This window comes from Flavobacterium sp. UMI-01, assembly GCF_019656315.1.
Classification (GTDB): Bacteria; Bacteroidota; Bacteroidia; order Flavobacteriales; family Flavobacteriaceae; genus Flavobacterium.
This window is the reverse complement of sequence record NZ_BPLU01000023.1, coordinates 68,849-81,822: the sequence shown is the minus strand read 5'-3', so window position 1 is coordinate 81,822 and position 12,974 is coordinate 68,849. Positions and strand designations below refer to the sequence as shown.

The 12,974-nt window shown below is 35.2% G+C and carries 12 protein-coding genes; 10 read left to right on the top strand and 2 right to left on the bottom strand.

The window, feature by feature from the left end:
- The first annotated feature begins 104 nt into the window (after positions 1–104).
- The 3 genes from K5R64_RS09475 to K5R64_RS09465 are packed head-to-tail and all read left to right on the top strand — an operon-like array spanning position 105 to position 3,852.
- Complete coding sequence (locus K5R64_RS09475) at positions 105–1,913, top strand: glycoside hydrolase family 13 protein (protein ID WP_220762971.1); 1,809 nt, start codon at positions 105–107, stop codon at positions 1,911–1,913.
- Between the two features lie 25 nt (positions 1,914–1,938).
- The gene (locus K5R64_RS09470) at positions 1,939–2,616 is read left to right on the top strand and encodes a glycerophosphodiester phosphodiesterase family protein (RefSeq protein ID WP_220762970.1); all 678 of its coding nucleotides are present in this window, start codon (positions 1,939–1,941) and stop codon (positions 2,614–2,616) included.
- Between the two features lie 27 nt (positions 2,617–2,643).
- Complete coding sequence (locus K5R64_RS09465; protein ID WP_220762968.1) at positions 2,644–3,852, top strand: NAD(P)/FAD-dependent oxidoreductase; 1,209 nt, start codon at positions 2,644–2,646, stop codon at positions 3,850–3,852.
- Positions 3,853–3,972: 120 nt separating this feature from the next.
- Here the strand turns inward: K5R64_RS09465 and K5R64_RS09460 are convergent, their stop codons facing one another.
- Positions 3,973–4,449, bottom strand: a complete 477-nt coding sequence (locus K5R64_RS09460) for a TspO/MBR family protein (RefSeq protein ID WP_220762966.1) — start codon at positions 4,447–4,449, stop codon at positions 3,973–3,975.
- A 254-nt stretch (positions 4,450–4,703) separates the two neighbouring features.
- On the opposite strand from K5R64_RS09460, the gene K5R64_RS09455 reads away from it, so the two are divergent.
- From K5R64_RS09455 to K5R64_RS09425, 7 genes are all read left to right on the top strand, one after another.
- Positions 4,704–5,807, top strand: coding sequence for a diphosphomevalonate/mevalonate 3,5-bisphosphate decarboxylase family protein (locus tag K5R64_RS09455; protein ID WP_220762964.1), 1,104 nt, complete (start codon positions 4,704–4,706; stop codon positions 5,805–5,807).
- Positions 5,808–5,839: 32 nt separating this feature from the next.
- Positions 5,840–6,064, top strand: coding sequence for a hypothetical protein (locus tag K5R64_RS09450; protein WP_220762962.1), 225 nt, complete (start codon positions 5,840–5,842; stop codon positions 6,062–6,064).
- Positions 6,061–6,363, top strand: a complete 303-nt coding sequence (locus K5R64_RS17310) for a type II toxin-antitoxin system RelE/ParE family toxin (protein WP_220762960.1) — start codon at positions 6,061–6,063, stop codon at positions 6,361–6,363. Before K5R64_RS09450 ends, K5R64_RS17310 begins: the two co-directional genes overlap by 4 nt.
- Before the next feature lie 14 nt (positions 6,364–6,377).
- Positions 6,378–7,316, top strand: a complete 939-nt coding sequence (locus K5R64_RS09440) for a mevalonate kinase (protein WP_220762958.1) — start codon at positions 6,378–6,380, stop codon at positions 7,314–7,316.
- A gap of 70 nt (positions 7,317–7,386) precedes the next feature.
- Positions 7,387–8,343: a geranylgeranylglycerol-phosphate geranylgeranyltransferase gene (locus tag K5R64_RS09435; RefSeq protein ID WP_220762956.1), complete on the top strand. Its 957-nt coding sequence runs from the start codon at positions 7,387–7,389 to the stop codon at positions 8,341–8,343.
- A 104-nt stretch (positions 8,344–8,447) separates the two neighbouring features.
- Positions 8,448–9,227 (top strand): formate dehydrogenase accessory sulfurtransferase FdhD, encoded by a 780-nt coding sequence (fdhD, locus tag K5R64_RS09430; RefSeq protein WP_220762954.1) that lies wholly within the window; start codon positions 8,448–8,450, stop codon positions 9,225–9,227.
- 131 nt (positions 9,228–9,358) lie between these two features.
- Positions 9,359–11,653 (top strand): FdhF/YdeP family oxidoreductase, encoded by a 2,295-nt coding sequence (locus K5R64_RS09425; protein WP_220762952.1) that lies wholly within the window; start codon positions 9,359–9,361, stop codon positions 11,651–11,653.
- A gap of 99 nt (positions 11,654–11,752) precedes the next feature.
- On the opposite strand, the gene K5R64_RS09420 is transcribed toward K5R64_RS09425, so the two are convergent.
- Positions 11,753–12,892, bottom strand: coding sequence for a DUF4268 domain-containing protein (locus K5R64_RS09420; protein ID WP_220762951.1), 1,140 nt, complete (start codon positions 12,890–12,892; stop codon positions 11,753–11,755).
- Positions 12,893–12,974: the final 82 nt, after the last annotated feature.

The window sequence follows — 12,974 nt, the reverse complement described above, 5'->3', positions numbered from 1 at the left end:
AACGAGTTTTTTAAAATTTTACTACAAAAGCGAGGGTAGCGATGATTCTTCTTTTTTAAAATCGTATTTTTGATTTTGCCCGCTAATCGTCGAAAGTGCCATACATGAATCCAAAAATACAGTTACCGTTACAAAGAATAGAACCGCCTTTTTGGTATGCAGGAATGCATAACAAAGAGTTGCAAATTATGTTTTACGGCAAAGAAATTGGTCGTTTTTTTGTTGACACAGCGGAGTCAGGGGTGATTACAAAAGTTACAAAACCACAGAATTGCAACTATTTGTTTGTAACTATAAATGTAAAATGGAATCATGCCAAAGAGATTGTTTTTGTGTTCAAAAAGCATAATAAAATTGTTTTTACTCAAAAATACCACATCAAACAGCGTCGAGAAAATTCGTCAGAACGAAAAGGATTTGATTCATCAGATGTTATTTATTTACTCATGCCCGATCGTTTTGCTAATGGAAATGGGGACAATACAAACGACGCAACTACAAATGAAAAGTACAATCGTGCGCTCCCAGGTGGACGTCATGGAGGGGATTTGAATGGAATTATCAAGCACTTGGATTATATTCAATCGTTAGGTGTTACCGCTATATGGAGTACTCCCGTTTGTGAAGATAATGAATTGGAATATTCCTATCATTCTTATGCCCAGTCTGATGTGTATAAAATTGACCCACGATTTGGAACAAATGAAGATTATGTTTGTTTGTCTGAAGAGCTGCATAAGCGGGATATGAAATTAATTCATGATTATGTAACCAATCACTGGGGTTTGCATCACTGGATGGTTCAAGATCCTCCAACGGTGGACTGGATTAATACCTTTGAACACTACACCGAAACCAATCACAAACGCACAACAGTATTAGATGTAAATGCTGCGAAAGTTGATAGAAAACAATGCATTGAAGGTTGGTTTGTGCCTACTATGCCTGATTTGAATAGTGCCAATCCTTTGGTGTTGCGCTATCTGACTCAAAATGCCATTTGGTGGATTGAATATGCTAATCTTGACGGACTTAGGGTGGATACTTTCAATTATGCTGAACCGTTGCAAATGGCAAAATGGACTAAAGCTATTATGAATGAATATCCTAAGTTTAATATGGTAGGCGAAATTACGCAACGTAATCACGGAATTTTAGCCTATTGGCAAAAAGACAGTAAAACGGGACAAATTCATAATTACAATTCCAATTTGCCTTCGGTTATGGATTTCTCACTTTGCGATGCTTTGCAAATTGTTTTTAATGAAGACGACGGAAGTTGGGACAGAGGCATGACTCGAATTTATGATTCGCTTACTTTTGATTTTTTGTATCCTAATGCCAATAACTTGATGATTTTTGCCGAAAATCACGATTCGAAACGACTCAATTATTGTTACAATATCGATTTGCAAAAATATAAATTAGCAATGGTGATTTTGGCAACCGTTCGTGGGATTCCGCAATTGTATTACGGTTCGGAGATAGGTATGGCAGGAGATCAATACAAAGGCGATGCTGATATTCGTCAAGATTTTCCAGGTGGATGGCTCAATGACCCTATTAATGCGTTTACTAATGAAGGAAGAACAGAAGGTCAAAAAGCCTATTATGATTTTACTTCCCAATTGTTTCAATGGCGTAAAACCAAGTCCGTAATCCATTTTGGAAAAACTACGCATTATATTCCTCAGGATAATATATATGTTTATTTTCGATACAATACAAAAGAGTCTGTGATGGTGGTTATTAACAACAATCCTGAGTCAAGAGTTGTTACGACAGCTCGATTTAAGGAGAATTTGGAAAATTATTCTAAAGGTAAAGCGGTCTTTCTAGATGCTGTAATCCAAATGCATGATCCAATCCAAATGGACGGGAAATCATTTTTAATCATTGAATTGATACCATAAAATCAACATTTTAAAGGGAAACGAGATGCTAAAAATAGGACATCGTGGAGCAAAAGGGCATGCGCCTGAAAATACAGTAATTGGTTTTCAGAAGGCATTAGAGCTGGGAGTTGATGCTGTTGAGTTGGATGTGCATCTTTCACTTGATGGCGAAATTGTGGTCATTCACGATGAAACAGTTGATAGAACAACTAATGGGAATGGTTTTGTAAACCAAATGACGCTGACCAACTTACAAAAGCTTACCATAGAGGACAAAGCACGAATCCCTAGCTTGATAGAAGTGCTTGATGTAATTGATAAAAAATGTTTGGTAAACATTGAACTCAAAGGAAAAGGAACAGCAATTCCTGTAGTTGATTTGATTCAAAAATACGTATCGAATCACCAGTGGAGTTATCATGATTTTATAATTTCAAGTTTTGATTGGGAAATGTTAGTACAAGCACAACAAAGAAATACTTATATCCCAATTGCTGTTTTAACTGAAGAGGCTATTGAAAAAGCATTGGCTTTCGCCAAAAAAATAAAAGCAAATGCCATCAATCCTGATTATCAATTGCTTCATGCTGATAATGTAGCCCGAATTCAACAAGAAGGGTTTCAGCTTTTTCCGTGGACTGTCAATGAGTTTGAGGCTATTGCCAAAATGAAAAAGTGGAAAGTAGATGGGATTATTTCGGATTATCCAGATAGATTGTAATACTTTTGCGAAAGCGAAATAAAAATAATGAATCAAAATTTTGACATCCTAATTGTAGGTGGTGGAGCAGCCGGTTTTTTTACGGCTATAAATATTGCCGAAAAACATCCCAAAACAAAAATTGCTATTCTAGAGCGAGGCAAAGAAGTTTTGTCCAAAGTGCGTGTTTCAGGTGGCGGACGTTGTAATGTGACACACGCCTGTTTTGAACCCAATGAATTAGTGAAGTTTTATCCTCGAGGTGAAAAAGAATTACGAGGTCCTTTTCATCAGTTTTGTTCTGGTGATACGATTGAATGGTTTGAAAAACACGGTGTCGAACTTAAAGTAGAAGACGATGCTCGAATGTTTCCCGTGTCCAATTCTTCACAAACTATTATTGATTGTTTCATTACAGCTACTCAAAAATTAGGAATCACAGTTTTGACAGGTCAAAGCGTACAATCTATTTTTAAGAAAGAAGATTTTTGGAAAGTCGAAACGCAAAATGCACAATACATAGCCACTAAATTAGTGCTTGCCACGGGGAGTAATCCTAAAATTTGGGAAATGCTTCAAGCGCAAGGTCACGCCATTGTATCTCCAGTTCCATCGTTGTTTACATTCAATATCAAAGATGGTCGAATAAAAGAATTGCCCGGTGTTTCGGCTTTGGCAACTGTTACTGTCAAGGATACAAAATTGAGTTCAACTGGGCCTTTGTTAATTACGCATTGGGGAATGAGTGGGCCTGCGATTTTGAAACTTTCAGCTTGGGGAGCACGAATCTTGCATGACAAAAATTATCAGTTTACAATATTTGTGAATTGGCTCAATGATTTGGATGCAGAAGAAGTTGAGAAACGATTAAAGAACCTCAAACAAGAACAGGCTAAGAAAATGGTGTCTAAAAAATCGCCATTTGAATTGACCAATCGTTTGTGGGAAAGTTTGGTACTAGCTTCTGGAATCCAATCCGAAACCAAATGGGCTGATCTTTCTAAGAACCAAATGCAGCAGTTAGTTAGTCAATTGACTAAAGGAACCTTTCAAGTTAACGGTAAAAGCACTTTCAAAGAAGAATTTGTAACGGCTGGTGGAATCAATCTAAAAGAAATCAATTTTAAAACTATGGAAAGCAAGCTTCATAAAAATCTCTATTTTGCTGGTGAAATTGTCAACATTGATGCTATTACAGGCGGTTTTAATTTTCAAAATGCTTGGACGAGTGGCTTTATATTGGCCAATGCTATTTAATAGTAGTGTTCAGTGTTCTGTTTTTTAAGTAATCAGTCTGGGCTTTATGTTAGTTACTATCGGATTCATTGACTGAGCACTATTTTAGAGTCTGTTCACTATAAAACAGAACACTGATGACTATCGATTCAACCACCAAATACTAATATTCAATACCATCGCAAAACTTACCCAAGCCAAGTATGGTAAAAATAAATAACCCGCTAGTTTGTTGATTTTAGAAAACTGGATATAGGTTTCATAAATGAATAACCAAAGTAAAATAATTTCGATTCCTGCCAAAAATGGATTTTTTAGCCCAAAGAATAAATAAGACCATAAGGCGTTTAAAGCAAGTTGGATTGCAAAAACGGTTAAGGCTTTGGTGGTTTTTTCTTTTTCAAAATCCATACGGTCCCACACCAGTCCCGCTGCAATACCCATCATAATATACAACATACTCCATACAGGGGCAAAAATCCAATTGGGTGGATTGAAGCTCGGTTTTATAAGTGTTGGGTACCAAGTTTCGATGCTAGATTGTGTTACTTTGCCCGAAAAATAGCCAATCGCTAAACAAGTGACGACGATACAAAGGATTTTAGTAAGCTTATTCATGAGATTAAAAATTTGAGAATCCAAATGTACTTAAAAACTTTCCGAGACTAATACATAAGTTAAAAATAACCGCCAATACGCAGATTATTTCTTTAAAAGGTGTGTTTTGTTATAAGTGAATAATAAATTTGTGCTAATTCTATTTTTATAATCAAATTTATTGAAAAAAATTAGCGAATTAGCGGTTGTTTTAATGTATCTCGTTACACCACGATTTCTTTAAAAAAAGTATCTTTGCGCAAAAAGCTATTTAGATGTTTTCAATCAACGATTTCATACCTTCAAATTATACGCATTCTGTTGAAAAAGGAGAATTTCAATGGAGTGCACCCAGTAATATTGCGCTAGTGAAATATTGGGGAAAAAAAGAAAATCAAGTGCCAGCAAATCCATCGGTGAGTTTTACTTTGAATAATTGTAAAACGATTACCAAATTGGCTTTTGCTAAAAAAGACATTTCGACTGCGCTCAATGTGATAGATTCTGGTTTCTCTTTTGATTTGCTATTTGAAGGAAAACCAAAAGAAGATTTTAAACCTAAAATCCATAAGTTTTTGGAGCGAATTGAAGTGTATTTGCCGTTTTTGAAAGACTATCATTTTACGATTGATACACAAAACACTTTTCCGCATAGTTCAGGAATTGCTTCTTCGGCTTCAGGGATGGCTGCTTTGGCGATGAATTTAATGAGTTTGGAAAAAGAATTGTATCCTGAAATGACGGATGAGTATTTTTATCAAAAAGCCTCTTTTTTAGCACGTTTGGGTTCAGGGAGTGCCTGCCGTAGCGTGAAAGGAGAAGTGGTCGTTTGGGGAAATCAGGCAAATATCGATGGGAGTTCAGATTTGTTTGGTGTGGAATATCCGTTTGCGATTCACGACAATTTCAAAGTATTTCAAGATACCATTTTATTAGTTGACAAAGGAGAGAAACAAGTTTCGAGTACTTTAGGACATGATTTGATGTTTGGGCATCCTTTTGCCGAAAGGCGATTTGCTCAAGCACATGAAAATTTAGACAAACTAATTACTGTTTTTAGAGAAGGAAATTTAGAAGAATTCATAAAAGTGGTTGAAAGCGAAGCCTTGACTTTACACGCTATGATGATGACTTCAATGCCGTATTTTATTTTGATGAAGCCCAATACGCTGCAAATAATAAACGCCATTTGGAAATTCCGCTCTGAAACTCAAATTCCAGTTTGTTTTACCTTAGATGCGGGTGCTAATGTGCATGTTTTGTATCCAGAAACTGTCAAAGAAAAAGTATTGCAATTTATTCAGGACGAATTAGTTGGCTATTGTCAAAATGGTCAGTACATTTGTGACGAAATTGGAATTGGTGCAGTGCTATTGTAATTTTTGTATCTTTATGCTTTAAGGATAAGATTATGAATATTGAATTAGAAAAAAAAGAATTGATGAAATTATTGGCTGAAACCAATGACGAGTCAATTATTGCGTCTATCAAATCCATTTTCAAAAAAGAAAAAAAAGATTTCTGGGATGAATTGACGCAGGAACAGCAACATACAATTAACGAATCAGAGGCGCAATATGAAAGAGGAGAATACAGTTCTTTTGATGAGTTTATTAAGCCACATTTGAAAAAATGAAAAGAGAGGTGGTAATTACGCCATTAGCTTTTTGTGAAATCGAAAATTTATTTGAATTTTTAATTTTGAAATGGAATCATCAAGTAAAAACAAAATTTTCAAATAAGTTACACGGTATCATTAATTTGATTGCTGAAAATCCTGAAATGTTTCCAGTATCTAATAAATCAAGAAATATTAGAAGGTGTGTTATAAGCAACCAATGTATGTTATTTTATAAATTTAACGATAAACACATTGTTATTTTGTCCCTTTTCGACACTAGACAAGACCCAAATAAGATTAATAAAATAAAATAATTCTCAATCAAAATATGAAAGGACCTTTATTTTACTCAAAAATATTACTCTTTGGAGAATACGGAATTATCCGTGACTCTAAAGGACTTTCGATTCCGTATAATTTTTATAACGGAGCTTTGAAAAGAAATGAAAATCCTTCTGCAGAAGCAATTGCATCTAATGAAAGTTTGAAACGATTTGCAGACTACCTCGAAAAATTACAGATTGAGCAACCAGATTTAGTGACTTTCAACTTGGAAGCCTTAAAAACCGATGTGGTTACGGGCATGTATTTTGATTCGAGTATTCCGCAAGGATATGGAGTAGGAAGTAGTGGTGCGCTTGTAGCAGCTATTTATGATAAATATGCACAAGATAAAATCACAGTTTTAGAGAATTTAACTCGTGAAAAATTATTACAACTGAAAAACATATTTTCTCAAATGGAAAGTTTTTTCCATGGTAAAAGTTCAGGATTGGACCCATTGAATAGTTATTTGAGTATCCCAATTTTAATTAATTCGAAAGACAATATTGAAGCGACAGGTATTCCTACGCAAAGTTTGGAAGGTAAAGGAGCCGTGTTTTTGTTGGATTCAGGTATTGTAGGTGAAACCGCTCCGATGGTGAATATTTTCATGGAAAACTTAAAAGACAAAGGATTTAGAGCCATGCTTAAAAATCAATTTGTAAAATATACAGATGCCTGCGTGGAAGATTTCTTAGGTGGCGATATAAAATCATTATTTGCCAATACTAAAAAATTATCTAAAGTTGTTTTAAATCATTTTAAACCCATGATACCAGAGCAATTTCACGCCCTTTGGCAGCAAGGAATTGATACCAATGATTATTATTTAAAATTGTGTGGTTCAGGTGGAGGAGGTTATATTCTTGGGTTTACTGAGGATTTAGAACGAGCCAAAGCTTCTTTGAAAGATTACAAACTAGAGGTCGTATATCAGTTTTAATTTTTTCATTCAAATATAAATAGTAAAATAACGTTTGTGTTTCACAATGCAAACGTTTTTCCTTTTTACAATGCTAAATAGAAAACAAAAACATTTAATGCTGAAAATAGTGAGTTTGTTCTCCGTAGTAAGAGGATACAATATTCCCATTATTATTTTAGCACAATACTTATCAGCGATATTTATTTTGGCTCCTGAAAAAAGGGCTTTGGATATTTTGTTTGATGGCGATTTTTTTTTAATTGTTTTTGCTTCTGCAATCACTATTGCTTCGGGCTATATTATCAATAATTTTTACGACAGTCAAAAAGATTTGATCAATCGTCCAACTAAGTCTATGCTGGATCGGTTGGTGAGTCAGTCCACCAAATTGAAGGTGTATTTTAGTTTGAATTTCTTGGCAGTTATCATGGCTGTTTTAGTTTCTTGGCGAGTGTTTGTATTCTTTTCGGCTTATATTTTCTTAATTTGGTTGTATTCTCATAAAATTAAAAAATTTGCCCTCATCGGAAATTTGACAGCCACCTTAATGGCAGTCATTCCTTTTTTTGCCATTACGCTACATTTTTATTACAGTTTAACTTTTGAAGAAGTAATCAGTTATAAATCCCATTTTGCGGTCATATTTGCGCATGCTGCATTTTTGTCTTTACTACTTTTAATACGGGAGATGATAAAAGATCTAGAAAACATCAAAGGGGATTTTGTGAATAATTACAGGACAATTCCTGTACGATTTGGTGAGTTAGTGTCAAAGAAAATAATTACCCTATTGACCTTTTTAACGATTTTTCCGGTGTATATCTTAGTTTCTATTTATGACATTGGGTATATGGATATGTATTTCTATTTGGCTCTAATTGTTTTGATTTTCTTTTTGCTTTATCTCTGGAAATCCTCCACTAAAGAGCAATTTGTAATCCTTCATAACGTATTAAAAATTTTGATTGTAACAGGAGTTTTTTGTATTGTTTTGATTGATCCTACAGTATTGTCAAATGGCGAAAATTGGTTGATGAAAATGTGATTTTGTAAAACCAATAGTTGATAGAATGCATTATAGGTTTAATCAAATTGATTAATTTAGTAGGTTCTCAATTTCTTATTTTTGCTATTCGAAAACCCAATTTTATGCAGTCTATCTTATACGAAGGTTTAAAGAGAACGGATGCTACCACTACAAAAATCAATGATTTTTTGGTAGTCGAAGCTCCTTTGGAAATCAGTATCAATCAAAGTTCGTTTACGGTAGTGATGCGTACACCGGGAAATGATTTTGAATTGATTCGGGGGTTACTTCATGCCGAGGATATATATCGTTCTAAAGAGCATCCTAAAATGGAAGTTGTTTCCCATACTCCAAATGCTTTCACTAAAATCGAAGTGACCATTCCTAAAGAACAATTAGGGAATGGTTATATGAACAAACGATCTTTATTGTCAGTTTCTTCCTGTGGGATTTGCGGGAAACAGCAACTAGATGATTTTAAAGTTCCTAATGCCAAATTAAGAAACCAACACCAAATCGATTTAGAGAAACTTCCTGAAATGTTTGCAATAATGAGTGAGCATCAACAAACCTTTAGTTTGACTGGAGGTTCACATGCCGCTGTTGTATTCAGTGAAAGTTATGAATTTTTAACTTTGAAAGAAGACATCGGCAGGCATAATGCTGTGGACAAATGTATTGGCGATTTAATTCAATCGGATAGGTTGAAACTTGCTACTTTTATGTTGGTGAGTGGCAGAGTTTCTTATGAGATTATCACCAAAGCTTTTTTTGCCAAAATCAGTACCATTGTCGCAGTTTCGGCTTGTTCGTCTTTGGCGGTGGATTATGCCAAGGAATTTGGGATTTGTTTGATTGGTTTTTCGAGAGACAACAAAGCAACGATTTATTCAACTAATTAATGAAATTAAGATAAGTTTAGCTGTTAGTTTCGCCCCGAATTCATGAATTGAAATTTAGCATTAAACGAAATAATTCGTGAATTCGTGGCTAACTTTTTATCGCACAGACTAAAAAAATATAGTAAACAATCATGACTAAAAAAACAATTGCACAACCGCCTGTAAAATTCACTGGAATTAAAGAAACGGATATTCCTCAGTCAGCTGTTGGGTTCAAAGCCGTCAAGTCGGCATTGAAACACATGATTACCGAAGTTGGACTTGTTGATAGTGTTGGTCTATTGGCAAAACTAAACCAAAAAGGTGGTTTTGATTGTCCAGGTTGTGCTTGGCCTGATCCTGACGAAAAACGTTCTTTCTTGGCTGAATATTGTGAGAATGGTGCCAAAGCAGTTGCCGAAGAAGCTACTAGAAATAGAGTTTCGCCTTTGTTTTTTGCTACACATAGCATTCAAGAATTAGGTTTATTGTCTGATTTTGAATTGGGTAAAAAAGGACGCGTAACCCAGCCCATGTATTTGCGAGAAGGCGGCACGCATTATGAACCAATCGAATGGGACGAAGCTTTCCAAAAGATAGGCAAAACCTTAAATGGATTGCATTCACCTGACGAAGCGATTTTTTATACTTCGGGTCGTACAAGCAACGAAGCGGCTTATTTGTATCAATTGTTTGTGCGCCAATACGGAACGAATAATTTACCGGATTGTTCCAATATGTGCCACGAATCCAGTGGTTCGGCGCTGGTGGAAACTTTAGGAATTGGGAAAGGCTCGGTGATTTTAGATGATTTTAAAAAAGCTGATTTGGTGATTGTGATGGGGCAAAATCCAGGTACGAATCATCCTCGTATGTTAACCGCTTTGGGCGAAACCAAAGAGCACGGTGGAAAAATTATCAGTGTGAATCCGTTGCCTGAAGTAGGTTTGAAGAACTATATTCATCCCCAAAATCCTTTGAAATGGTTAGGGAAAGGGAATGATTTGTCCGATTTGTTTTTGCAAGTAAAAATCAACGGTGATGTGGCGTTGTTGAAAGCTATTTTGATTTTGTTACATCAAAAAGAAAAATTACATCCAGGAACAGTGTTTGATGCCGAATTTATTCAAAAACAAACCCTTGGTTATGATGCTTTTATTGCGGATTTAGAGCGATATGACATTGTGGATTTGGTGGGGCAAACGGGGTTGACTTTTGCTGAAATCGAAACCGCTGCCGAAATGATTGCGCAAAATAAAAAAATCATTGTTTGCTGGGCGATGGGATTGACCCAACATAAAAACGGAGTCGATAACATTCGAGAAATTGTCAATCTATTACTGTTGATGGGAAGCATTGGCAAACCCGGAGCGGGCACTTGTCCTGTGCGTGGACATTCCAATGTGCAAGGCGATAGAACGATGGGGATTTACGAAAAACCTTCCGAAGCCTTTTTGGATACGCTGGATTCTCATTTTGATTTCAAATCACCACGAAAACACGGTTTGGATGTTGTCGATGCTATTGAAGCCATGCATCAAGGCAAGGCTAAATTTTTCTTAGGAATGGGCGGGAATTTCATCTCCGCTACTCCTGATACGGAACTAACAGCCGATGCCTTGCGCAACTGTGATTTAACGGTTCATATTTCGACCAAAATCAATCGTTCTCATTTGATTCATGGAAAAGAAGCTTTGATTTTGCCCTGTTTAGGACGCACTGAAAAAGATATTCAAGCCAGTGGCGAACAGTTTGTGACGGTCGAAAATTCGATGGGCGTGGTGTCTAAATCCGTGGGAAATTTAGAACCCTTGTCAGCATATTTAAAGAGCGAAACGGCTATCGTGGCGGGTATCGCCACAGCTACTTTACAAAATTCAAATGTGGATTGGACGGCTATTGCAGGCAATTACGATTTGATTCGGGACGCTATCGAAGCGACTATCCCTGGGTTTGAGAATTTTAATCAACGCGCCCGAATCCCATCTGGGTTTTATTTGCCGAACAACGCTCGTGAAAACGATTTTACAAAAACCTATACCGGTAAGGCCAATTTCACCATCAACCAACCCTCAGATATTGTTTTGCAAAAAGACCAATACCTGATGATGACCATTCGTACACACGACCAATTCAATACAACTATCTATGGCTTAGACGACCGCTATAGAGGAATTCTAAACGAAAGACGGGTGGTTTTGATGAATCAAGAGGATATGAATGCCGCAGGATTACAACACCATGATTTGGTCGATTTGGTTAGTCATTTTGAAGGACAAGAACGCCGAGCCGAACAATTTTTGGTCATTCCGTACAGCATTCCACGGCAGTGTACCGCCACTTATTTTCCAGAAACCAATGTTTTGGTGCCTTTAAAATCTACCGCCAGAATCAGTAATACGCCTGCTTCTAAGACGGTTGTGATTACGGTGCATAAGAGGGAGTAGTGTTTTATTATTTTTAGACGTTTGTAATTTATAGCCACAAGTATTTTGCTAAATGAGAATCTGAAAAAAAAAAGGTAGTTCAACTAATTGTGCAAATGTTTATAGGGGTGGTGTAATAATAGAATTGTTTTTAATTTCTCGGTTAATTTTCTTTACAATTTCTCCAAATGTTTTTTCCATTTTTGTTGCGTTTGAAAAGAGAAACTCATTCATTTTTGCCCAATCATTTTTTTCAAAATAACTTACTTCGTTTTTTTGAAATCTTATTCGACTTGTAACATTGTCATTCATTCTTTCCCATAATAACATTTGACCAAATTTTTCTTCAATTTTTTCTTTTTGCTCAAATAATTTATCAAATAAAAACTTGTTATTATCTTTGTTTCCAGTGTTAAAACCAATTTCTGAGGCACAATAAGTTCCACTTATTATGATTGTCATATTTACTCCCTGCATTCCTAAACCTTTACTTATCCAATTCTCTTTTGTGGGTGAATTGGTTGAAAATAAATTGCTTAATGAACTTGAATAATCTAGGAATTGAGTCCAAAATTCAATTCTAACATTATGTCTGTTTTTGCTCGTTTCTTGAACAACTAATTCTTCTTGCGATTTCAATGCCATTCTTATTGTGAAATCTTCGGCGTCTTTAGTTGGTAAAATTTGTTCAACACTTAAAATTAATTTTTCTTCCAATGAAAATGGTGTTACTTTAAAGCATTGAATTCTCATTTTGTAATTCATGAGCCATAGAGCAGAGGAAGTTACTTCTTTTCTGAAATTAGCTGCAATTAATATTAATCTTTGCGAAGTGTTTCCTTGATTTAAGTTTATTTCATCAATATCTTTATTGTCAAAAAAGTGTGAAATTTTTTCTTCTGCTTTTCCACTTATTCCTAGATAGTCTTGATAAATTTTTATTATTTCAGGCTTTGATAAAGTCGAACAGTAAGATGCATATTTAATAATTTGCCAAGTAACATCTTTTCCAGAATCATCGAGTTTATTTTCTATTATTACTAAGTTTCCAAATTTGTCGATTGCTAATAAATCTAATCTTTCATTAGTGTCGTTAAATCCATTAAATTCTTTCTGAATTATTAAAAAATCTTCACCAAGTGAAGATGGATTGTTAGCAATCCATTCTTGTAAATGATATCTTTCTGTAATCTTTAATTCGCTAAAAGTTTTGTTTTGTAGCTTTTCTATTCTGTTATTTTCTCTATTAATTAAATACATTTTTGTAATATGTTTATTTTAGGATATTGACTAAAGTTGCTGTACTTATAGTTGTTACTAACTTTGATGACGAGTTTTTAGC

Bases quoted from the DNA above. Each gene is read 5' to 3' on its own strand.
- K5R64_RS09425 (WP_220762952.1), top strand. From the start codon at position 9,359: ATGACTAAAAAAACAATTGCACAACCGCCTGTAAAATTCACTGGAATT.
- fdhD (WP_220762954.1), top strand. From the start codon at position 8,448: ATGCAGTCTATCTTATACGAAGGTTTAAAGAGAACGGATGCTACCACT.
- K5R64_RS09475 (WP_220762971.1), top strand. From the start codon at position 105: ATGAATCCAAAAATACAGTTACCGTTACAAAGAATAGAACCGCCTTTT.
- K5R64_RS09470 (WP_220762970.1), top strand. From the start codon at position 1,939: ATGCTAAAAATAGGACATCGTGGAGCAAAAGGGCATGCGCCTGAAAAT.
- K5R64_RS09435 (WP_220762956.1), top strand. From the start codon at position 7,387: ATGCTAAATAGAAAACAAAAACATTTAATGCTGAAAATAGTGAGTTTG.
- K5R64_RS09455 (WP_220762964.1), top strand. From the start codon at position 4,704: ATGTTTTCAATCAACGATTTCATACCTTCAAATTATACGCATTCTGTT.
- K5R64_RS09465 (WP_220762968.1), top strand. From the start codon at position 2,644: ATGAATCAAAATTTTGACATCCTAATTGTAGGTGGTGGAGCAGCCGGT.
- K5R64_RS17310 (WP_220762960.1), top strand. From the start codon at position 6,061: ATGAAAAGAGAGGTGGTAATTACGCCATTAGCTTTTTGTGAAATCGAA.
- K5R64_RS09450 (WP_220762962.1), top strand. From the start codon at position 5,840: ATGAATATTGAATTAGAAAAAAAAGAATTGATGAAATTATTGGCTGAA.
- K5R64_RS09460 (WP_220762966.1), bottom strand. From the start codon at position 4,449: ATGAATAAGCTTACTAAAATCCTTTGTATCGTCGTCACTTGTTTAGCG.
- K5R64_RS09440 (WP_220762958.1), top strand. From the start codon at position 6,378: ATGAAAGGACCTTTATTTTACTCAAAAATATTACTCTTTGGAGAATAC.
- K5R64_RS09420 (WP_220762951.1), bottom strand. From the start codon at position 12,892: ATGTATTTAATTAATAGAGAAAATAACAGAATAGAAAAGCTACAAAAC.